Source organism: Mycobacterium sp. OTB74 (genome assembly GCF_029892685.1).
GTDB lineage: Bacteria > Actinomycetota > Actinomycetes > Mycobacteriales > Mycobacteriaceae > Mycobacterium.
Genome location: NZ_JARXVD010000008.1, coordinates 61,201 through 81,386 on the forward strand (window position 1 = coordinate 61,201; position 20,186 = coordinate 81,386).

The window sequence follows — 20,186 nt, forward strand, 5'->3', positions numbered from 1 at the left end:
CTGATACTACGTCTCATCTGATACTACGTCTCAGTATGAGTGAACAGCGGGCCCCGAAGGCCCTGGAAGCCTGGCAGTTCGTGCAGAAGATGGTCGGTGACATCACCGAGGTGGTGAAGGCCGATGCCCGTGACGAACGCGAACTCCTCGACGGGCTGCGGGTGGTGTCCCGTGTCACGGGACTGTGCTCAGAGCTGTCCGTCGAGGCCGACCCGGAGCTGCCCTGGTTCTTCGACATGTGCTCCCCCACCCGGCTTGTAGGCGGGCCCAATCCCGACGGCCGCTACCTGTTGGCCATGATCCGCGGCGACCGCACCTACCGGATCACCGGAACCCGGGGCACCACCGCATATCTGGGCTTCCAGGTACTCGCCGGCACCGGCATGACCCCACGCCGGATGGCCGCCTATCTCAGCGACACGGACCTTAAATTGACCGGAGATGTGTTCACGATCATGGTGTCTGCCGAAGAACCCGCCGATCTCGGCGGCGCGCAGTGGTTGCAGATTCCCGCCGATGCCGCCTCAATCGTGGTGCGCGAGTACGTCGGCGACGCGGCCACCGAGCGGCCGGCAACCTTGCACATCGAGACCCTCGACGCGGGACCGCCTGTGCCACTGTCTGATTCGGAGGTGGCTGAGCAGTTCACCGCCATGGCGTGGACGCTCATGAAACTGACGACACTGCACCGCACCATCAAGCCCGAACTGCTCGAGACACCCAACGTGCTGGTGACCGCCGAGGCGGCTGCCCTGGGCTCGGCGGACACCACACCCGACAACCTCTACATGATCGGCACATTCGGACTAGCCGATGACCAGACCCTGGTCCTCGAATTCACCCCGCCCGAAACCCGCTACTGGAACATCACGCTGGAGAACATCTGGCATGAATGCATCGAGCCCCGACGCCGGCACAGCTCGGTGACCGACAAGGGCGTGGCCGCTGACGCCGACGGCAAAGTCCGGATTGCCATCGGCGCCAAGGATTCCGGGCACGGCCACTGGTTGGACACCGGTGGGCACCGCCGCGGTTTCGTCGTGCTGCGCTGGCTGGACAACCCCGCCGCTCCTGAGGTGAAGGTGACTGTGAAATGAACCGCTTCAACCCAGACACCCTGATCGCGCAGGCCTGCGACCAGGCAGGCAGCGACGATTTCGGTGAGCCCGGGGGCTGGCGCGAGAACCTGGAGTTGCTCACGGAGGGACTGGCCAGCGAAGCCAGACTCAACGATCTGGGCGTCGAGATCGCTCTCATGGACATCGTCAATCCGCTGGTACACAGGCTGCGAATCATGCAGTGGCGCAAGGAAAATCCCGCTGTCCCTGCCACTCCCGTCGAACGGCCCATCTTCATCGTCGGCCAGCCGCGCACCGGAACCACCATCCTGTTCGATCTCCTGGCCCAGGATCCCGCGCTACGACCACCCCTGACGTGGGAGGTTGACGCACCGTGGCCACTGCCGCAGCCGGAGACCTACACCACCGATCCCCGGATCGCGCAGATCCAGGCCAACATCGAGATGTCCGAACAGCTGGTGCCCGGCCTGCTGGCGCACCATCCGATGGGCGCACTGGTCGGGCAGGAATGCGTGCGGATGTCAGCCGGCCAGTTCTGCAGCATGATCTTCTCGGTGCAGTACCGGCTGCCCACGTACTACCGCTGGCTACTACACACCGCCGACCACCGCGACGCGTACCGGTATCACCGGATCTTCTTGCAGCACTTGCAATCCGGAGTTCCGGGCCCGTCCGCACCCACCCAATGGCTGCTGAAGTCACCGGCACATCTGTGGCAGCTGGACGCCCTGGTCGCCGAATACCCCGACGCAGTGATCGTGCAGACCCACCGCGACCCGCTCAACGTCATCTCGTCCATTGCCGCGCTCACCACCCACCTGCGCCGACTGGCTTCCGATCACAGTGACATTGCCGAATGCGCGCAGCAGTCGCGCGAAGAGATCATCGCCGGGCTGGAACGTTCGATGAAAGTCCGCGACTCCGGCGTGCTGACACCGGGTCAGATCATCGATGTCCAGTTCGCCGATTTCATCCGCGACCCGCTCGCCACTATCGGTGACCTGTACGGTGCGCTGGGCCGCGAGCTCACGCCGGCCACCGAACAGCGCATGCACGATTTCCTCGCCGCCCATCCCGGCGACGGCGGCGGCACACGCTACCGGTGGGCCGACACCGGACTGGACGCCGGCGAGGTGCGGGCCCAGGTCAGCGGGTACCAGGAGCGCTTCGGTGTGCCGACCGAGGCATTGAGGTAGAGGCCCATTCTCCTATAGCGGTAATGGTGTTACCGTACGGCCGTGAGCGAAGAGCACATCCTGAGCCGGCTGGACTACGTCGAGATCGAGTCAACTGACGACCGCCTCGTCATGGAGATGGACAACCGTCCCGATCTGGCCAATGTGCGCGGCGCCCTGCAGGGTGGCGTGGTCGCCACCCTGATCGATATCGCTGCCGGCATCCTGGCGGGCCGGGCCACCGGTAACGGCTACGACGTCACAACCGCCGACCTCAACATCCATTTCCTGGCGCCGGTCATGGACCGAGCCCGCGCCGAGGCGCGAATCGTGCGGGCCGGTAAACGACTGATCGTCACGTCGGTCGATGTCACCGATATCGGCCGGGACCGGTTGGCCGCCCGGGCCACTCTGACCTTCGCCGTCTTGGAACCGCGTTAGCCCTTGCGGCGCAGCCAGGGCCGCTTCGGGCCGCGGATGTCGACTGATCCGAACGACACCCGGCCCGTGAGGATGACGTGCGGGCTTCCTTCGGCGGGGGCGTCCTTGCGGTGGTCGCAGGCGCTGCCGACGGCCACTTCGACATCGTCGATGGATGCGCTGGCCCCGTCGGGCAGTCGCAAGTCCAGCGAGCTGAACCGCAGGTCCAGTTCGATGATCGCGATCGGACCGGCGAACCGGGCCCTGGTCAGGTTCAGGTCGATCGAGCCGACCCGGCGCACCAGGGCCAGCCGGGTGGGCACCACCCATTCCCCTTGCCGCTTGAGCGAGCCCATGACGCCGCGCAACTCGACCCGGTCGGTCGCCGCGGACACGATGGCACCTGGTCCGGGTAGGTCACCGACGAGCACTGCCAGGTCGCTGTGCTGCCGGGCCATGGCCACCAGTGCGGACCGTTCTGAGAACTCGTCCATATCGATCAGTCCGAGTGCCACCGCGTTATGCAGCCGACGCATGGTGCCGTTGCGGTCGGCATCGGACACGCGCAGCACCGCGATCTCGTCGCCGTTGGTCATCCAACAAGGCTACTCAGACCAGGTAATCGGGCGGCAGTCCCTTGAACATGTCCCGACACATCCGCACCGCGGTCTCCGAGCCTCCGCCGCCGACGATCAGCGCTGCAAAGGCCAGATCACCGCGGTAGCCGGCGAACCACGCGTGTGATCCGCCCTGGAACTCCGCCTCGCCGGTCTTGCCCCGGACGTCGCCGTTGCCCCGCAGGTCCTTCGCGGTGCCGTTGGTGACCACCAGTTGCATCATCGGCCGCAGGCCGTCGATCATCTTCTCGGTGATCGTGGTGCCAGTACCGGTCACGCTGGTGGGACGGCCTTCGATCAGCTGCGGTACCGGGGTCTTGCCGGCCGCCACCGTCGCCGCTGCCAGCGCCATACCGAACGGGCTGACCAGCACCCGGCCCTGGCCGAACCCATCCTCGGTACGTTCGGCCAGGTTCACCGTCGGCGGGACCTCACCGGTGACGGTGTCGATCCCGGCGACCTGGTAATCCGCGCCGATGCCGTACTGGGCGGCCGCGTTGGTCAGCGCTCGCGGCGCCATCCGGCTGGCCAGTTCAGCGAAAGTGGTGTTGCAGGAGTTGGCGAACGCCTTGGCCATCGGCACGACACCCAGATCGAACTTGTCGTAGTTCGGGATGGTCCGGTTGCCGATGTCGATGGTGCCCGGGCAGCCGAGCAGTGTGTTGGGCCCGGCCAGGTCATTTTCGATGGCAGCTCCTGCGGTGACCATCTTGAACGTCGATCCGGGCGGGTACAGGCCCATGGTTGCGGTCGGACCGTCGGCGTCGGCCGCGGCATTCTGTGCGACCGCGAGGATTTCACCGGTCGACGGCTTGAGCGCCACGATCATCGCCTTGCGGCCCACCATGTTCACCGCATCCTGAGCGGCGTTCTGGACGTTGCGGTCCAGGCTGATGGTTATCGACGGAGCGGGCTTGCCCGGCACCTCGTTGAGCACGTCCAGATCGGCGCCGTTCTGGTTGACGCTGACCACGCGCCAACCGGGCTGGCCCACCAACTGGTCGGCGACCTGCTGCTTGATCTGGTTGACGATCGCCGGCGCGAACCTGTCGTTGGTGGGCACCATCTCCGGCTGTGGGGTGACCACCACTCCGGGCAGCCGGCCGATGACCGGGGACACCTTGTCGTTGTCGTCCTTGCGCAGGGTGATCAGGTCCAGCGGCCCGGTCGACGAACTGGCCTGTTCGGCCAGTCGCTGGGCATCCATGGTGTCGTCGAACGGCCGCAGCGTATCGGCGACCGCACGGGCGGTGGACATCAGATTGCCGGCGGCGGCGCGAGCGTCCAGTGTGAAATGGTAGTGGTACCCCGGTACCAGTACGTCGGTGCCGCCGAGTTCATTCACCGAGGCTCGGCTGGGTTGGTCGGCGCGCAGCACCATGCTCTGATGCTCACCCAGGTTCGGGTGCAGATCGGTTGTGCCCCAACGGACTTGCCAATGCCCATCCTGCCGGATCATGTTCAGCTGCCCGGTGTAGGACCAGGTGCGGTCCTTGGGCAGGTGCCAGGTGTAGCGGTAGGTGACCTTGCCGGTGTCCTGGGTGTACTTGGAACCAAGCACCTGAGCGTCGAGCTTCGTGGCCTGCAGGCCGGCCCAAGCCTGGTTGATCGCAGTTCGGGCGTCGTTCGGGCGGTCGGACAGCTCAGCCGCGGCACCGGTGTCTCCCTTGCCCAGTGCCGCGAAGAACGCCTGCGCGGTCGGTTCGGGACCATTGGGTTTCGGAGTGCAGCCGGTCATCGCTCCTGCGACTGCCGCGGCCGCCATCAGAGCGGCCGCACGTGTGACGGATGATGTGTACGTTGCCATTGGGGCTGATGTTAAGAACTTGCCGCACCAAACCGGCGGAGGCGCACCGAGACCGGTCCGTGCAGAATCCGAGACACCGTCGAGATGTCCGAGAACGCCGCGCAGGTGGGCCGTCTGAGGACACGTTCCCAAAGCTCGCCAGGCATATCGGATTACCCACAGAGCAGCCGGACCTTCGTAGAATTCAATGGATTACGGGTGCGCCGACGAAATAGCGTCAGTCCAGCAGAACCGTTGCGAACGTCCCGACCTGGGTGAATCCGATACGCCGATAGGTCGCCCGGGCCGGGACGTTGAAATCGTTGACGTACAGGCTGGCTATCCGTCCGCTGTGCAGCACCGCGGACGCAAGCGTCGCGGTCCCGGCCAGCCCCAGCCCGCGTCCACGCCAATCCGGGTGCACCCAGACGCCCTGAATCTGGCCGACTTGAGCGGTCTGCGCGCCGATCTCGGCCTTGAACACCACCCGGCCATGCTCGAAACGAGCCCACGCTCGGCCACTGGCGATCAGTGCCGCCAATCGCCGACGGTAGCCACGACCGCCGTCGCCTATCCGTGGGTCGACCCCGACCTCACCGATGAACATCTCCACGGCCGCCACCAGATATGCGTCGAGTTCGTCCATCCGAACCTGCCGTACCGCCGCGTCGATCGGACACCGCGGCGCTTCGGTGAGCGTCAGAAGCGGTTGGCAGTCGCGTACCTCGCGGGCCGGACCCCACGACGGGACCAGTTGCTGCCACATGGGCAGCACCAGTTCGGCCCGACCCACCAGCGAGGAACAGCGGCGCGGCGCGCTCACGACCTTGTCGGCGAACACCATCATGTCGGTGGTGGTGCCACGCATCGGAACCAGGTTCACCCCGGCAAAGCACAACGAATCGGCGGGCCTGTTGCGCGTCCACAGCTCACCGCCGATGGTCACCGGATCCAGTCCGTGGTCACCCACTCGTGCGGCAACCATGCACGTGCCCACCGGATCTTCGTCGAAAACCTGCTGAACCTGCGCAATATCGCGCACCACCGAGATCCGGCGTGCATCAGCGATCCGGAACAGCGGAGGAGCCGACATCTCCTGAGACCTTCTACCTGAACCTGATGGGGACTCGTGTGGTGACCATGATCACAAGGCCGTGTTCAGCTTACGGTCACAACGGGTGATCCCGCCGTTGTACCTCGCGAGTCTTGATCGGCGGACTGCTCCGCGGCGATCCGCATGGCTTCCTCTATCAGGGTCTCGACGATCTTCGATTCGGGCACGGTCTTGATGACCTCGCCGCGAACGAATATCTGCCCCTTGCCATTTCCGGATGCCACACCCAGGTCGGCCTCGCGCGCCTCGCCTGGTCCGTTCACGACGCAGCCCATGACCGCGACCCGCAGCGGCACATCCAAGCCGTCCAGTCCGGCCGAAACCTCGTTGGCCAACCGGTAGACATCGACCTGGGCCCGGCCGCACGACGGGCAGGACACGATCTCCAGACCACGCGGCCGCAGGTTGAGGGATTCGAGGATCTGGGTGCCGACCTTGACTTCTTCGACCGGCGGAGCCGACAACGAGACCCGGATTGTGTCCCCGATACCCCGCGACAGCAGAGCCCCGAATGCGACTGCGGACTTGATGGTGCCCTGGAACGCCGGACCGGCCTCGGTGACGCCGAGATGCAGCGGGTAATCGCACTGCGCGGCCAGCTGCTCGTACGCCTCGACCATGATCACGGGGTCGTTGTGCTTGACGCTGATCTTGATGTCGCCGAAGCCGTGTTCCTCGAACAGGCTGGCTTCCCACAGCGCCGACTCGACGAGCGCCTCCGGGGTGGCCTTGCCGTATTTGTCCATGAACCGCTTGTCCAGTGAGCCGGCGTTGACCCCGATCCGGATCGGAATGCCGGCGTCTCCGGCGGCCTTGGCGACCTCCTTGACCCGACCGTCGAACTCCTTGATGTTGCCCGGGTTGACGCGCACCGCGGCACATCCGGCATCAATGGCCGCGAAGATGTACTTGGGCTGGAAGTGAATATCGGCGATCACCGGGATCTGGCTGTGCCGGGCGATTTCAGCGAGCGCGTCGGCGTCTTCCTGACGCGGACAGGCCACCCGGACGATGTCGCAGCCGGCCGCGGTCAGCTCGGCGATCTGCTGCAGCGTGGAGTTGACGTCGTGCGTCTTGGTGGTGCACATCGACTGCACCGCAATCGGGTAGTCACTGCCGACGCCGACGTCGCGCACCATGAGCTGACGGGTCTGCCGGCGCGGGGCCAGCGTCGCCACGGCCGGCTGCCCCTCTTCCGGGCTCGAACCCACACCCGGGATTCCCAAACCTACGGACATCGCTGTCTCCTATTGGAAGATTTTGATCGGATTGACCAGGTCGGCGGTCACAGTGAGCAGCATGTACACACCCATGACCGCCAGGACCAGGTAGGTGGCGGGCATGAGTTTGATGTAGTTCACCGGGGCTGCGGCGACTTTGCCGCGGGCCGCCCGAATCATGTTGCGCAACTTCTCGAATGTCGCGACGGCGATGTGGCCGCCGTCCAGAGGCAGCAGCGGAATCAGGTTCACTGCGCCCAGCACAAAGTTCAGCTGAGCCAGGAAGAACCAGAACAGCACCCACATTCCGTGGTCGACGGCGTCGCCGCCGATGATGCTGGCCCCCACCACACTGATCGGGGTTTCCTTGTCCCGCTCGCCGCCGGCGATCGAATGCACCAGCGCGCCGAACTTGCTGGGAATCTTGGCCAGCGACTTGGCCAGCGCCACGGACAGATCACCGGTGAAGCGGAACGTCGCCGGCACCGCCGAGACGGGGCTGTAGCGGGTCAGGCCGGGCGCCTCGGCGGCAGTGACGCCGATGGCCCCGACGTTGGCCGCCGTCGCCGAGTCCTTGCTGGTAAAGCGTTGTGTCTGTTCGACGTTCACGGTGGTGGTGGACGTCTGACCACCCCGCCGATAGGTGACCTGCACCGGGCCATCGAGCTTGCGGATGGCGGCGGCCATGTCCTCAAAGGTGGTCACCGGCGTATCGCCGACCTTGGTGACGGTGTCGCCGGACTTCAGACCGGCAGCTGCGGCCGGACCGGCGCCGGGATGGGGGCACGGACCGAACGGGTCGTTCCCGGTGTGGGTGACTTGCGGTGCTACACAAGCGGTTTGGCCGATGACCGCGGCCGGCGGGTGCAGGCTGGGCAGGCCGAAGGCCATCGCGATGCCGTAGATCAGGATAAGGCCGACGACGAAGTTCATGGCCGGGCCGGCGAACAGCACCGCGACCCGCTTCCACACCTTCTGGCGGTACATCGCGTAGGGAAGGTCCGCGGGGTCGATCTCATCGATCGAGGTCATGCCGGCAATGTCGCAGAACCCGCCCAACGGCACGGCCTTGAGGCCGTATTCGGTCGAGCCGAGGCGGTTGGGCCGGCGGGTGGACCACAGCGTCGGCCCGAAGCCCACGAAGTAGCGACGCACCTTCATCCCCGTGGCCCGGGCCATCCACATGTGGCCGCACTCATGCAGCGCCACCGACACCAGAATGCACACCGCAAATGCGAGTACGCCGATCACAAACATCATCGGGCGGGCACTACCTCCTGTGTGATGGTGCGCCGTGCCCGGTCCCGGGCCCAGTCCTGCGCATCCAGTACATCTTCCACGGTAGCCGGTTCAGCGGCCCACTGATCTGCAGCGCCCAGCACATGGGTGACGGTTCGCACGATCGCCGGGAACTGGATACGGCCCTTTAAGAACGCATCAGCGGCTTCCTCGTTGGCGGCGTTGTACACCGCAGTGAGGCAACCGCCTCGTGTCCCGGCCTCTCGAGCCAACCGCACAGCCGGGAACACGTCGTCGTCGAGCGGCTCGAATTCCCAGGTAGAAGCGGTGGTCCAGTCGCACGCTGCCGCTGCGCCGGGCACCCGGGCCGGCCAACCAAGGGCCAACGCGATGGGCAACTTCATGTCCGGCGGGCTGGCCTGCGCCAGCGTGGACCCGTCGGTGAAGGTGACCATCGAGTGCACGATGGATTGCGGGTGCACCACCACCTCGATGCGGTCGTAATCGATGCCGAACAGCAGGTGGGTCTCGATGAGCTCGAGGCCTTTGTTCACCAGAGACGCCGAGTTCAGGGTGTTCATCGGCCCCATCGACCAGGTGGGATGGGCGCCGGCCTGCTCAGGGGTGACGTCTTCCAGATCGAGGGTCGACCAGCCACGGAACGGGCCGCCCGAGGCGGTCAGCACCAGCTTGGCAACCTCGTCGCCGGTTCCGCCGCGCAGGCACTGGGCGAGCGCCGAGTGCTCCGAGTCCACTGGCACGATCTGCCCGGGCTGTGCCGCCTTGAGCACCAGCGGCCCGCCTGCGACCAGGGACTCTTTGTTCGCCAATGCCAACCTGGCGCCAGATTCCAGGGCGGCCAGCGTCGGTTTCAGGCCGAGGGCTCCGACCAGCGCATTGAGCACGACGTCGGCATCGGTGTCCTGGACCAGCCGAGTTGCCGCATCCGGCCCGGCGTAAGGCGCCCCGATTTTCTGGGCCGCTGCCGCGTCGGCGACTGCAACGTTGGTCACGCCCGTCTCGGCGCGTTGGGCGGCCAGCAATTCGGCGTTACCGCCGCCGGCCGCCAGGCCAACCACCTCAAACCGGTCGGGGTTGGCGGCGATCACCTCCAGGGCCTGGGTACCGATCGACCCGGTACTGCCCAGGATCAGGACGCGCAGCCGCTCACTCACCCCTCTATTGTGCCGCCTTCGCCTAATCGGTTCAGCCACTACCGGGGCTAACCCCGAGTCCTTCTTCCGATGAATCCGCGCACTGCGCGTTCGCACCACACCACCATCGGTTGACACCCGACCTACGACCGAACGTCGTATGCGAGAATGACCGCAATCCACCGGATCACTAAGGAGAAGCCGTGGCCACCACCGAGGTCGAGCGACACACCGGCGTCGATGTCGAGGACGTACCGTCCGCCGAATGGGGCTGGTCGAAGATGAATTACCTGGTGATTCAGATCGGCGGCATTCTCTCGGCCCTGTTCTTGCTGCTCATGCTGCGCGGCAACCATGTCGGCCACGTCGAGGACGCGTGGCTCATCGGGTTCGCCATTCTGATCTTCGTGATCGTCATCCGCAGCTGGTGGCTGCGCCGCCGCGGCTGGATTCGCTAGCCCCCCAAACAACGAAGAACCGGCACCCCCAACTGGAGGTGCCGGTTTTTTTGTACGTCTCAGCCGACCGGGCTCAAATCTGGTCCCTCGGCCGGATACCACAGCGCGCAGCTGTAGAACTCCTCTGCCAAATCAACCGCAACACAAGGGGATCCAGCAGCCACCAGCGCTTGCGACTTGAACGCCTTGGCCGCCCCGCTCATCTGGTGGCGCATCGGCGCGATCCTGCCCGCCAGCGCACCCTGCTGCGCAGGCGCCCAGCCCCAGACCGTCAATTCCATGGCACCCCGCTCGGCGGCCCGCACCACACTGGCGCGCAGGGACTTGTCGGAGTCCAGCAGATCGGCCGGGATCGCCAACGCTGCCGGGTTGGACTGCACCAACGTGATCGGATCGGTTCCCGCGGGCACGGTACGCACCCCCAGCACGTGCAACGGAAGCACCTCATCGGAATCGGTGAGCAGCACGCTCACCTTCCAGCCCGCCCGCACCCGGTCGCACAACCAGCCACCGGCAGCGCGCACGGTGTCCTCTCCAGTGCGGGCAATGACCGTCAGGTCGTACTCCAAAAGGCTTGCGGCAGAATGCCTCACCCCTACACCGCGGCGGTCATCGCCAACCACTTGGCTGTCGATATCGGAGGTGTGTGCGGTCATGGTGTCACTTCCTTCCGTACGGGCACATACCGATAACCCCAATAGCCGCCAACTGCCTCACCATTTACTTATTGGGACCGCAGTGCTGGCGTCATGCCCGTCGACACCCAGCCCGATCGGTGTGACGCGACCTAGTTCACAGCGTGACATTTCTAATCGAATCTGTAAAGCTTGAGTTTGACCACCAACGGAGAGGATCGACCATGAGTCTGGTTGCCGGCCGCGGCCCATTCGGCAGCGACCGAGCCGGTTGGTTCACCCCGGATGTTCCCGACAGCGTCGTCTACATCGAGCCACATCCCAGGCGCATTCAGGCATTTCGCGACGGGGTGACGGTGATCGACACCGAAGATGCCCTCATGGTGCACCGCGATGGTCATCCGTTGAGTTACGCATTTCCAGTCGGGACGACGGTGGATCTGCCCACTGCACCCATAGCCGAAGCACCCGGTTACGTCAGCGTGCCCTGGGATGCTGTGGACACCTGGACCGAGGAGGGGCGGCAGTTGGTGCACTACCCGCCCAACCCGTACCACCGGGTCGACTGCCGTCCGACCCGGCGGCGTCTGACCGTCAGCGTGGGCGAAGTGACTCTCGTCGACACCGACGACACCACCATCGTCTTCGAAACCTCGTTGGCGCCAAGGCTGTACGTGGCACCGAAACATGTGGCAACGAACCTGCTTCGACCGTCACAGACCAGCAGCTACTGCAACTACAAGGGTGATGCCACCTACTGGTCAGTCGACGTGGACGGCACGGTCGTCGATGACGTGGCATGGACCTACGACAATCCGCTGCCCGAATCCCTACCGATCAAAGGGTATTTCAGTTTCGACGCGTCGCGGGTGCAGCTGATCGCCGAACTACCGGACACCGGCGCCGGATCGTGCGGATGCCAACTCTGAAAGGCCTTACCCCACAGCCTGTTTAGGCGGTGAATAGTTCGGCCGGCCAAGTCCCAGGGCACCCTGGGCGATCATGTTCCGGAAGACCTCCAGAGTGCCGCCGTAGATTCCGGTGGGCCCGGCCAGCCGGAAGATGTACTCGGCTCCTCCCTGGTCTGTGGCGCCGGTAGCGCCGACGGGCAGCGATGCGCCGGTCCCGAGGATGTCCATCAGTTCGGGTGCCACGTCGCGCATGGTCTGCGCGATTGCCACTCGGCCATACATTCCCGAAGTACTGGCAGCCGCCTCCATCCGGGCGACGCCACGGCCCAGCCGGTACAGCGTGTCATCGCGGCGCGGAACCCGAGCCGCAGCACCGTCCACCGCCTCGCCGAGTAGGAGCAGGTGCTCGGTCATCACCGCGATCTTGTCCAGACCGTCGGCTTCGCGTTCACCGGTACCGTGCTCGGCGTCCAGCGCTCCGCGGAGCACTGCCCAACCGCCGTTGACCCCGCCGACGCGGTAGCGGTCCTCGACCCGGACATCGCTGTAGTAGGTGATGTTGGTGCGGTCACCGTCGACGGTGTGGATGCCCTGGATCTCGACCCCCGGCCGGTCCAGCGGCACCAAGAACATGGTGAGGCTCTTGTGCTTTGGGGCATCCGGCGCAGAGTTGGTTACCAGAAAGACATACTGCGCGTTCTGCGCGTTCGAGGTGAACATCTTGGACCCGTTGATGATCCAGTCGTCGCCGTCACGCGTCGCGCGGGTCTTGCAGGTCGCCACGTCCGAGCCACCCTCGGGCTCGGTGTAGCCCAGGCACAGCCGCAACCGGCCCGATAGCACCCCGGGCAGCACCTCGTCACACAGTTCCGCGGAAGCGAATCGTTCGACGGTCTTGGCGACCATGGCCGTCGTCCCCCAGTGGAACCACGGGGTGTGCGCCCGGCCGATCTCGAAATCCCAAATCCGGCGCTGCACCGCGGTGAACCCGCCCCGCTCGGCAGGCAGGTAGTCCCGGCGCAGATAGCCGGCATTGCCTAGCGCCAAATGCACTGCCTCATCGAAGTTCTCGCCGGTAGCCCGGTCGCGCTCCAACACTTCGTCAGTGACCACGCGCGCCAGAAACGCCCGTAGCTCGGCCTCGAATGCCTGATCGTCCGCGGACAGCGCGACGCGGGAGAAGTCCATCACACCAACTTACATTTGCTTCCGAATTTGTAAAGCATCGGATAGCATTACATCTGCAAGCAAAAATGTAACGGAGGGCCAGTTGTGGGTGTTGTGACGACCAGTTCGGAGACCGCATTTCAGAATGCGCCCGAGACCATCTACGACTTCGTCACCAATCCCGCCAACTGGACCAAGACCTATCCCGGCAGCAATTACATCGGCAAGCTCCACGAGCTGCCGCTGAAGGTCGGCGACACCTGGGAAGAGGGTGGGCCCGACGGCGATCGCATCTTCACGTGGCATCTGGCCATGGCCTACCGGCCTCGGCTGTGGATGTTCACGTCCGTCGGCCGGCTGGGTCATGACCGCGAGGGCAACGGCGGCATGGAAGGCCGGATCACCGTGCAGTACCACTTCACCCAGCCCGCCGAGGACATCACGCTGTTCACCCGCACCATGACCATCGAGGCACCCAAGCACGCTCCGATGCCCGACGGCTTCTTCCGGATCGTCAACCCGGCCAACATCGATCGTTACCACGCCGCCATCGCGCGCGAACTAGCTGCCGAGGACACGCCGTAAGGTGTTGGCCTGCAAGGCAAACAGCTCGCGGCTGATCTGCCAGTCCGGCAGGAAAGAATCAAACCCGTGGCAGGTGCCCGGATACACATGTAGTTCTGTGGAAACACCGGCCCACATCAACCGCAGGGCGTAGTCGACGGCTTCGTCCCGTAGCGGGTCCAGTTCCGAGCAGGTGATCAAAGCCGGTGCCACACCGGCCAATTCATCGGCCCGACCGGGTACCGCCTCCGGAGGCACAGCGGCCTCGGCCCGATAGTGCTGCCACATCAAGGCAACCGCCGGTCCGTCGAATCCGGGAGTGTCTGCGAACTCGTCCTTGGATGGGGTCATCCGGTCGTCGAGCACAGGTTGGTGCAGCATCTGAAACACCACCGGCGGCAGCTCTCCGGCCGCCGACGACTGAGCCAGCGACGCCGCCAACGCACCGCCGGCACTGTTGCCCGCCACTGCAATACGCCGCGGGTCTATGCCCAGCGCGCCATCGGCGACCCACTGCAACACCGCCGACACATCGTCGAATGCGGCCGGGTAAGGATGCTCGGGGGCCAGCCGGTAATCCACCGATATCACCGTGCAGCCGACGGTCCGCGACAACTCGGCGCACCAGCGGTGATCGGTGTCCAGGTTTCCCAATACGAAGGCCCCTGAGTGGCAGAACAATACGGCCGGAGCTGGTGCGCCACCCGCCCGGTAAATGCGGATCGGTACTTCCTGGGCGTCCGCCGGCACCCCGACATCGGCGACGTCCACCCCGGTCAGGTCAACCTCGGCCGCGGCCACCCTGCGGCGCTCATCGAGCGATTCGCGGGTCTGCACAAGGGTTTCGGTCGCCAGGTCGACTCGAGCGGCGGCCAGATGCCGCAGCGCGGGGTCCAGCCGCTCGATGATGCTCATCCGATCTGCAGGCACTGGCCGCCGTCGACCACCAGCTCGGAGCCTGTGATGAAGGAAGCCTCGTCGGACACCAGAAATGCGACAGCGTCAGCAATCTCGGACGGCAGGCCCAAGCGGCCCATCATGGAACGCTCGGCCAGCCGGGCCTGCGTGACGTCGTCGAGCATCGGGGTGTGCACAGGCCCCGGGAACACCGCATTGACGCGAATCTTGGACGAGGCCAATTCGGCCGCAGCGGACTGGGTCAGTCCACGCAACGCCCACTTCGACGAGCCGTAGGCGGCATGGTTCGGGAACGGCCGCACCGCACCGGTACTACATGTGTTCACGATCGCCGCGCCCTCAGCCGCTCGCAGGTGCGGCAGGCACGCCTGGATACCGAGGAACGGCCCGAGACAGTTGACCCGCCAACTGCCCTCGAATCCCGCCGCGGTCTCCTTACTCAGCGAAGCCCGGTGCAGCACACCGGCATTGTTGACCAGGGTGGTCAAGCCACCGAAACGTTCGACAGTCAGTCGCACTGCATCGCGCCACTGCTCTTCCGACGTCACGTCCAGCGTGAGGGGCAGGATGCCGGTGTCATCGGCTGAAGCTGTGGCCAATTCCTCGGTCAACAGGTCACCCGCCGCGATCTGGAAACCGTCACGGCGCAACCGAGCAACGATCGCCGCGCCCTGCCCCCGCGCGGCTCCGGTCACCAGAGCGACCCCACCGGTCACTGGGCCAGCTCCTGTGGTGTGTCGGAAAGTCCTGTTTCGGTGATGAATTGGCATCGCCGCAGGCGGAACCGCCACTGCCTGTCATTCCGCACCAGGTCGTCGTCGTACAGCGCCAGGCGCATGCCATGGGTGGCCGCGTTGACGAAGAGCACCTGGGCTCGCGCAGTGGCGGTGTCTCCGGTGACGTCGATGCGCGACACCCCGGTCAGATGCATACCGCGTGGAGCGCGCTTGAACATCGCGCCGATGTCGTCGTGCCCGCGCTGCGTCGCGCCGTACACCACGAACTCGCCGTCCTCGGTGAACAGCTGCACGCATGCATCGGTGTCGCCGGCGTCCAGCAGTAGCGCATACGAGGCGAGCAGGTCACGGATGTGGTCGTGGTCGGTCATGCTCAACGGTAACCTCCCGTCTCCTGATTGCTGTTGTTGGCACCGGAACCGGTTGCCTCCCTGAGATGTTCGGTCGCACCGCGACGAAGCGCCTGTGATTCCGATCCCAGCGTCAGCATCCGGAAGCCCAAGGCTGCGGCGGTGTTGCCAATAGTCCCTGATCCGGCATGGGCCGCGGGCACCAGTGCAGCCTCGGCGGTGGCCGCGGCGATACGGCTCATCTGGTCCAGTACCGCGGGATCGCGCCAGGCATCGGCGACGGTGCGGCCCATCGATACCGACAAATCCGCCGGGCCGACGTACACGCCCGAAATCCCAGGTACTGCAAGGATTTCCGAAAGTGCTTCGACGCCCCTGACTGTCTCGATCATCGGGAAGACGCTGACCCGGTCCTGCAGGGCAGCGATATCGTGGCCCAGCGAAGCGCGCAACGGCCCGAAACTGCGAATCCCCTGCGGCGCGTAACGGGTTGCCGCGACCGCCGCGGCGGCCTGCTCGGCTGACTCCACCATCGCGATGATCACCGCGTCAGCACCGGCGTCGAGCACTCGGCCGATCGGTGCCTGATCCACCGACGGCAGTCGCACCGCGGTCCCGATCGGTACCTGCTCCAGGCGGCGCAGCATCAGCGCCACGTCGGCGTCGTCGAGATAGCCGTGTTGCAGGTCGAACCCGACGTAGTCGTATCCCGCGGCGGCGAACTCCTCTGGGCCCATGACAGTCGGCCCGACTACCCACCCACCCCAGATGCGTTCCTTGGTGTACAGCGCGTCCTGCATACGCGAGCTCATGCGGTGATCGCGATCTTGACGCGGTCGGGGTTGGGCCGGCTGGCCAACTCGAACGCTTCCTGGGACTGATCGGCAGCGAAGGTGTGGGTGAGGTATCGCGGCAACAGGTCGGGATGCTCACGGGCAAAAGCGACCGCCGCTGACAGGACTCGCCGACGGTCCAGTGTCACACCGGATTTCAGCGTCAAGTTGTTGCGCAACAGGGTCCGCATGCTCATCGGGTAGCTTTCATCGTCGGGTACCCCGAAGTAGAACACCGTGCCGCCGAACGCCGCGGCCTCCAGCGCATGATTCAACGTCGCGACCTGGTGGCCCACCGCCTCGATCACCACGTCCGCTTTGTCAGCGATATCCAACTGGCTCACCCACCGGTCGCTGGTCGCACGCACCACAGTGTCCACCCCAAACGCCGGCGCCACCGACGACCGGTCCACCGGATCGACTCCGGTGACGTGGGCAGCCCCACCGGCTTTCGCGAGATAGGCGAACAGCAGCCCGATAGAGCCCAGCCCGATCACGGCCACCTTCTTGCCGGTGAGGTCCGGCAGTTGTTCGACGGCATACATCACGCAGGCCAACGGCTGCAGACCCACCGCCAACTCCGGGCTCAGGGCCGGATCGTAAGCGGCCAAACCATTTCCGTCGGCCACCACCTTGCCCATCAGCCCGTCGAATCCCGAAGCCCAGCCGACCACGTGGTCGCCCGGCCGATGGTCGGGATGTGCGCTGGCCAGCACCTTGCCGGCGATTTCGTGGATCGGGAAGCCATTCATCTCCGCGGCGCACGGTCCCGTGTCGCCGGGCAACTTGCCCTTGGTGCCCTTGAAACCCGGGATGTCACTGCCGCAGATACCGGCTGCACCGAGCTTGAGCAGTACCTGTCCCTCGGCCAAGGCGTCGGCGGTGGGCTCCGGAATCTCAATGCGCTCAAAGGTGTACGGCGCAATCAGGCGATAGCACCACACGGCCTACACCTCCACCTGAATGTTGTTGTAGCCCCACTGGAAGCTCGACGGTGGACGCGATGCGGTAGCTGCATCGATGTGATAATCCCCCGCCCGTTTGAGCCATTCGGTGACCATGATTGTGATCTCGAGCCTCGCCAGATGCACGCCCAGGCAGAAGTGCTGTCCACGGCCGAAGGCCAGCAGACGTTGGATCTGCCTATTCCAGACGAAGTGTTCCGGATCGGCGTACTCACGTTCGTCCCGGCTGGCCGAGCCCAGCAGCGTCATGATCCGCTGGCCCGGGTTGATGGTGGTGCCGTGAATGGTGAACGGGCGCCGCACGGTTCGGGCGAACCACTGGGCGGGTGCGCAATACCGGATCATCTCTTCCCGGGCCACCGGGACCGTGGTCTCCAGATCGGCTCGCACGACGGCGAGTTGCTCGGGATGGCGCAGCAACTCCCACAGCCCATGGGCGACAATCTTCGGCACGGTCTCGGTGCCGCCGATGAACACACCCAGCAGTTGCACGGCGGCTTCCATGTCCGTGAACGGAGACCCGTCGGGCAACCGGTACCCGAGCAATGCATCGACGATCTGCAGATTGCCCTCGCGCGCTCCGGCACGCCGCTCGCTGACCAAGGGAGTGAGGTATTCCAGATAACCGGGTCGGGCGTTGCCGACCTCCACTCCGCTGCCCGGTTCAGCCAGGCTGCCGGCGTTGACGGTGGCCAGCACCTCGGGGGCCAGTTCGCTTGGCAAGCCCAGCAACTCGCAGACCACCGAAGCCGCCACGATGCCGCCGTAGTCCTGCGTCAGGTCGAAAGTGCCTTGTGGCAGCAGCACATCGAGCCGTTCGTTGGCCAATTGCCGGATGCGATCAGCGAGCTGGTTCACCGACCGGGGCCGGAACTGGCCAGCGGTGCACTTACGTACATCCTCGTAGATCGGTGAGTCGAAGTTCGCGTGGAACGGCATGGGGTGTAAGGCCGGATCGGGCACCGCACCGTTGTGGTGGACGGCGAGCACACCCGCCGCGGGCAGGGTGCCCTCCGAGGCCACAAACGTTCCGTCGTTGATCTCCAGCACATTCCAGATGTCGTCGAACCGGGACAGCGCGTAGGTGTCCCACTTCTCGACGTAGTACACCGGATGCTCATCACGCAGCACCCGGTAGTACGGATGCGGGTCCGCCATCACCGCGAGATCGAACGGATCATAGGAGAAGTCTTGCATCACAGTGCTGTTCATTGCAGCGGCGATGGGGGCAGGGCGGACATGATGGAGTCTTCCCAGCCGTCACGCAACGCCGGGGCCATGCTCATCCAGGTGACGATCTCCGCTGGTGGGTTGCCCTTCCAGGACGGGTAATGGTTCTCAAAGCAGTCCCAGTCCCCATCAAGAGCCCAATAGTGGATCACCTCGTTGAACCGGAAAGTGGTGATGAACGAGCCGAGCCAGCGCTTTCCGGTCGACTCCGACCACGGCACGTACAACCGCTCGAGTTCGCGGATGTAGTCGTCCTGCTTGCCCGGCTTGGTCTCCATGATCTCCTGGATCACCAGTCCGGCACCGAAATTGGCTTCCTGCAACTGCGCCAGGGTCCGGTTGTACTTGCCCGCGTACATGATTCGACCTTCACCGCGAGCCCCGGTCGAGGCGAGGAACTCATTCCACTGCGTGGCAGGGCGCTCATGGCTGCCGCCGCGACCCTGGGCCCTGCCGATCCGGGCATAGTCCGCGAACGCATCGATCTCCCAGATGACGGTGACCTGCGGCCAGTGCCCGTTGTAGCGGGTAGTCTCCCACATCGCGAAGAGCCGCGCGCCGAGGTCCTCCATGATCGGCTTATAGACCTCACTGAATAGCGGCAGAAACGACTCGACCGTGCCACTTCCCAGATCAATGGTCTCGTGCAGATACATCAGCGTGTGCCCGTAGAACTTCTTCATGACACGGCCCCGGTAGTTGACAGTCGCACCTCGTGAGCGTGACACTCAAGGCGTGATTTGTAAAGGTACGCGGCGGTGAGCGTCGGAGCCGACCCGCTGCAGACAACCCAACTGGCAGGGGGCTTCTGCTTCGGCGAAGGCCCCCGCTGGTTCGAAGGTCTGTTGTGGTTCTCCGACATGCTCGGCGAGGCGGTACACACCGTTAACTTGGGCGGCGCCACCACGACGCTGCCGGTTCCGGGACATTGCCCGTCCGGCTTGGGTTTTCGGCCCGACGGCACCCTGCTGATCGTGTCCACACAGGCCCGGCAGGTGCTGCGATACGACGGTGAAGCCGTGGAGCTGCTGGCCGATCTGAGCGCGTTGGTACCGGCCGATCTGGGTGACATGGTGGTCGACGACACCGGACGCGCCTATGTGGGATCACAGTCCCGCGGCGATGGCGTCGTGGTGCTGATCGACACCGACAATTCGGTTCGAGTGGTCGCCGAGGACCTGGATTTCCCCAACGGCATGGCGATCACCCCTAATGGCGGCACGTTGATCGTCGCCGAGTCGACCAGCCGACGACTGAGCGCGTTCACCATCGACGCGGATGGTTCGCTCTCCGGTCGGAGGGTGTTCGCCGAGGGTCTGGGCGGACCACCGGACGGCATCGCCATCGATTCGCAGGGTGCGGTATGGGTGGCGATGACGCTGGCGCACCAGTTCCAGCGCATCACCGATGGTGGAACGGTAACCGATCGCGTCGACATCGGTGAGCGGATGGCCATCGCGTGCGCGCTGGGCGGCGCTGAGGGCCGCACCCTGTTTCTGGTCACCACCCACGACTGCTATCCGGAGCGGATGGCCGGCACCAATCTGTCCACTGTCGAGGCGTTGCTGGTCGAAGTGCCCGCGCCCGGCGAATTCGAACACCACCATCACTGAC

The 20,186-nt window shown here is 65.2% G+C and carries 22 protein-coding genes; 7 read left to right on the forward strand and 15 right to left on the reverse strand.

Annotation, left to right across the window (positions count from 1 at the left end):
- Positions 1 to 35 precede the first annotated feature (35 nt).
- Genes M2432_RS12880 through M2432_RS12890 form a run of 3 tightly spaced genes read left to right on the forward strand, consistent with a single transcriptional unit; the run spans position 36 to position 2,695 of the window.
- Complete coding sequence (locus M2432_RS12880; protein WP_280827200.1) at positions 36 to 1,097, forward strand: DUF1214 domain-containing protein; 1,062 nt, start codon at positions 36 to 38, stop codon at positions 1,095 to 1,097.
- Positions 1,094 to 2,275 carry a sulfotransferase gene (locus M2432_RS12885; protein WP_280827201.1) on the forward strand — a complete coding sequence of 394 codons (1,182 nt, stop codon included), beginning with the start codon at positions 1,094 to 1,096 and terminating at the stop codon, positions 2,273 to 2,275. The genes M2432_RS12880 and M2432_RS12885 overlap by 4 nt, the downstream gene beginning before the upstream one ends.
- A gap of 42 nt (positions 2,276 to 2,317) precedes the next feature.
- On the forward strand, positions 2,318 to 2,695 hold the full coding sequence (locus M2432_RS12890; protein WP_280827202.1) for a PaaI family thioesterase: 378 nt from the start codon (positions 2,318 to 2,320) through the stop codon (positions 2,693 to 2,695).
- Here M2432_RS12890 and M2432_RS12895 read toward each other — a convergent pair.
- From M2432_RS12895 to dxr, 6 genes are all read right to left on the reverse strand, one after another.
- Positions 2,692 to 3,270: a DUF1707 domain-containing protein gene (locus M2432_RS12895; protein WP_280827203.1), complete on the reverse strand. Its 579-nt coding sequence runs from the start codon at positions 3,268 to 3,270 to the stop codon at positions 2,692 to 2,694. The two genes, M2432_RS12890 and M2432_RS12895, sit on opposite strands and share 4 nt — an antisense overlap.
- Before the next feature lie 13 nt (positions 3,271 to 3,283).
- A complete protein-coding gene (locus M2432_RS12900; protein ID WP_280827204.1) occupies positions 3,284 to 5,098 on the reverse strand; it encodes a penicillin-binding transpeptidase domain-containing protein in 1,815 nt (604 codons plus the stop codon).
- 217 nt (positions 5,099 to 5,315) lie between these two features.
- Positions 5,316 to 6,170, reverse strand: a complete 855-nt coding sequence (locus tag M2432_RS12905) for a GNAT family N-acetyltransferase (RefSeq protein WP_280827205.1) — start codon at positions 6,168 to 6,170, stop codon at positions 5,316 to 5,318.
- A gap of 65 nt (positions 6,171 to 6,235) precedes the next feature.
- Positions 6,236 to 7,429 carry a flavodoxin-dependent (E)-4-hydroxy-3-methylbut-2-enyl-diphosphate synthase gene (gene ispG, locus M2432_RS12910; RefSeq protein WP_280827206.1) on the reverse strand — a complete coding sequence of 398 codons (1,194 nt, stop codon included), beginning with the start codon at positions 7,427 to 7,429 and terminating at the stop codon, positions 6,236 to 6,238.
- Positions 7,430 to 7,438: 9 nt separating this feature from the next.
- Positions 7,439 to 8,671, reverse strand: a complete 1,233-nt coding sequence (locus tag M2432_RS12915; RefSeq protein WP_280827207.1) for a M50 family metallopeptidase — start codon at positions 8,669 to 8,671, stop codon at positions 7,439 to 7,441.
- The gene (dxr, locus tag M2432_RS12920) at positions 8,668 to 9,825 is read right to left on the reverse strand and encodes a 1-deoxy-D-xylulose-5-phosphate reductoisomerase (protein ID WP_280827208.1); all 1,158 of its coding nucleotides are present in this window, start codon (positions 9,823 to 9,825) and stop codon (positions 8,668 to 8,670) included. The genes M2432_RS12915 and dxr overlap by 4 nt, the downstream gene beginning before the upstream one ends.
- A 182-nt stretch (positions 9,826 to 10,007) precedes the next feature.
- Between dxr and M2432_RS12925 the strand changes: the two genes are divergently transcribed.
- Positions 10,008 to 10,262, forward strand: a complete 255-nt coding sequence (locus M2432_RS12925) for a DUF2631 domain-containing protein (protein ID WP_280827209.1) — start codon at positions 10,008 to 10,010, stop codon at positions 10,260 to 10,262.
- 59 nt (positions 10,263 to 10,321) lie between these two features.
- Here M2432_RS12925 and M2432_RS12930 read toward each other — a convergent pair whose 3' ends face one another.
- A complete protein-coding gene (locus tag M2432_RS12930) occupies positions 10,322 to 10,918 on the reverse strand; it encodes a hypothetical protein (RefSeq protein WP_280827210.1) in 597 nt (198 codons plus the stop codon).
- 203 nt (positions 10,919 to 11,121) lie between these two features.
- On the opposite strand from M2432_RS12930, the gene M2432_RS12935 reads away from it, so the two are divergent.
- Complete coding sequence (locus tag M2432_RS12935; RefSeq protein WP_280827211.1) at positions 11,122 to 11,826, forward strand: DUF427 domain-containing protein; 705 nt, start codon at positions 11,122 to 11,124, stop codon at positions 11,824 to 11,826.
- Between the two features lie 6 nt (positions 11,827 to 11,832).
- Here the strand turns inward: M2432_RS12935 and M2432_RS12940 are convergent, their stop codons facing one another.
- Entirely contained in the window at positions 11,833 to 12,996 is a 1,164-nt protein-coding gene (locus M2432_RS12940; RefSeq protein ID WP_280827212.1) for an acyl-CoA dehydrogenase family protein, read from the reverse strand.
- 84 nt (positions 12,997 to 13,080) lie between these two features.
- Here M2432_RS12940 and M2432_RS12945 point away from each other — a divergent pair, with 84 nt between their 5' ends.
- Entirely contained in the window at positions 13,081 to 13,560 is a 480-nt protein-coding gene (locus M2432_RS12945) for an SRPBCC family protein (protein WP_280827213.1), read from the forward strand.
- On the opposite strand, the gene M2432_RS12950 is transcribed toward M2432_RS12945, so the two are convergent.
- The 7 genes from M2432_RS12950 to M2432_RS12980 are packed head-to-tail and all read right to left on the reverse strand — an operon-like array spanning position 13,537 to position 19,255.
- On the reverse strand, positions 13,537 to 14,454 hold the full coding sequence (locus tag M2432_RS12950) for an alpha/beta hydrolase (RefSeq protein WP_280827214.1): 918 nt from the start codon (positions 14,452 to 14,454) through the stop codon (positions 13,537 to 13,539). The genes M2432_RS12945 and M2432_RS12950 overlap by 24 nt on opposite strands.
- On the reverse strand, positions 14,451 to 15,173 hold the full coding sequence (locus M2432_RS12955; protein WP_280827215.1) for an SDR family oxidoreductase: 723 nt from the start codon (positions 15,171 to 15,173) through the stop codon (positions 14,451 to 14,453). Before M2432_RS12955 ends, M2432_RS12950 begins: the two co-directional genes overlap by 4 nt.
- Positions 15,170 to 15,565 (reverse strand): nuclear transport factor 2 family protein, encoded by a 396-nt coding sequence (locus tag M2432_RS12960; RefSeq protein ID WP_280827216.1) that lies wholly within the window; start codon positions 15,563 to 15,565, stop codon positions 15,170 to 15,172. The genes M2432_RS12955 and M2432_RS12960 overlap by 4 nt, the downstream gene beginning before the upstream one ends.
- A 2-nt stretch (positions 15,566 to 15,567) precedes the next feature.
- A complete protein-coding gene (locus M2432_RS12965) occupies positions 15,568 to 16,356 on the reverse strand; it encodes an aldolase/citrate lyase family protein (RefSeq protein ID WP_280827217.1) in 789 nt (262 codons plus the stop codon).
- Positions 16,353 to 17,321: a zinc-binding dehydrogenase gene (locus M2432_RS12970; RefSeq protein WP_280827218.1), complete on the reverse strand. Its 969-nt coding sequence runs from the start codon at positions 17,319 to 17,321 to the stop codon at positions 16,353 to 16,355. The genes M2432_RS12965 and M2432_RS12970 overlap by 4 nt, the downstream gene beginning before the upstream one ends.
- 3 nt (positions 17,322 to 17,324) lie before the next feature.
- The gene (locus tag M2432_RS12975) at positions 17,325 to 18,554 is read right to left on the reverse strand and encodes a cytochrome P450 (protein ID WP_280827219.1); all 1,230 of its coding nucleotides are present in this window, start codon (positions 18,552 to 18,554) and stop codon (positions 17,325 to 17,327) included.
- Entirely contained in the window at positions 18,551 to 19,255 is a 705-nt protein-coding gene (locus tag M2432_RS12980) for an NIPSNAP family protein (protein ID WP_280827220.1), read from the reverse strand. Before M2432_RS12980 ends, M2432_RS12975 begins: the two co-directional genes overlap by 4 nt.
- A gap of 75 nt (positions 19,256 to 19,330) precedes the next feature.
- On the opposite strand from M2432_RS12980, the gene M2432_RS12985 reads away from it, so the two are divergent.
- On the forward strand, positions 19,331 to 20,185 hold the full coding sequence (locus M2432_RS12985; protein ID WP_280827221.1) for an SMP-30/gluconolactonase/LRE family protein: 855 nt from the start codon (positions 19,331 to 19,333) through the stop codon (positions 20,183 to 20,185).
- Position 20,186: the final 1 nt, after the last annotated feature.

Excerpts from the sequence above, each read along its gene's own strand:
- M2432_RS12940 (WP_280827212.1), bottom strand. The coding sequence starts at position 12,996 with ATGGACTTCTCCCGCGTCGCGCTGTCCGCGGACGATCAGGCATTCGAG.
- M2432_RS12980 (WP_280827220.1), bottom strand. The coding sequence starts at position 19,255 with ATGAAGAAGTTCTACGGGCACACGCTGATGTATCTGCACGAGACCATT.
- M2432_RS12960 (WP_280827216.1), bottom strand. The coding sequence starts at position 15,565 with ATGACCGACCACGACCACATCCGTGACCTGCTCGCCTCGTATGCGCTA.
- M2432_RS12930 (WP_280827210.1), bottom strand. The coding sequence starts at position 10,918 with ATGACCGCACACACCTCCGATATCGACAGCCAAGTGGTTGGCGATGAC.
- M2432_RS12900 (WP_280827204.1), bottom strand. The coding sequence starts at position 5,098 with ATGGCAACGTACACATCATCCGTCACACGTGCGGCCGCTCTGATGGCG.
- M2432_RS12935 (WP_280827211.1), top strand. The coding sequence starts at position 11,122 with ATGAGTCTGGTTGCCGGCCGCGGCCCATTCGGCAGCGACCGAGCCGGT.
- M2432_RS12895 (WP_280827203.1), bottom strand. The coding sequence starts at position 3,270 with ATGACCAACGGCGACGAGATCGCGGTGCTGCGCGTGTCCGATGCCGAC.
- ispG (WP_280827206.1), bottom strand. The coding sequence starts at position 7,429 with ATGTCCGTAGGTTTGGGAATCCCGGGTGTGGGTTCGAGCCCGGAAGAG.
- M2432_RS12950 (WP_280827214.1), bottom strand. The coding sequence starts at position 14,454 with ATGAGCATCATCGAGCGGCTGGACCCCGCGCTGCGGCATCTGGCCGCC.
- M2432_RS12915 (WP_280827207.1), bottom strand. The coding sequence starts at position 8,671 with ATGATGTTTGTGATCGGCGTACTCGCATTTGCGGTGTGCATTCTGGTG.
- M2432_RS12885 (WP_280827201.1), top strand. The coding sequence starts at position 1,094 with ATGAACCGCTTCAACCCAGACACCCTGATCGCGCAGGCCTGCGACCAG.
- M2432_RS12880 (WP_280827200.1), top strand. The coding sequence starts at position 36 with ATGAGTGAACAGCGGGCCCCGAAGGCCCTGGAAGCCTGGCAGTTCGTG.
- M2432_RS12965 (WP_280827217.1), bottom strand. The coding sequence starts at position 16,356 with ATGAGCTCGCGTATGCAGGACGCGCTGTACACCAAGGAACGCATCTGG.
- M2432_RS12975 (WP_280827219.1), bottom strand. The coding sequence starts at position 18,554 with ATGAACAGCACTGTGATGCAAGACTTCTCCTATGATCCGTTCGATCTC.
- M2432_RS12905 (WP_280827205.1), bottom strand. The coding sequence starts at position 6,170 with ATGTCGGCTCCTCCGCTGTTCCGGATCGCTGATGCACGCCGGATCTCG.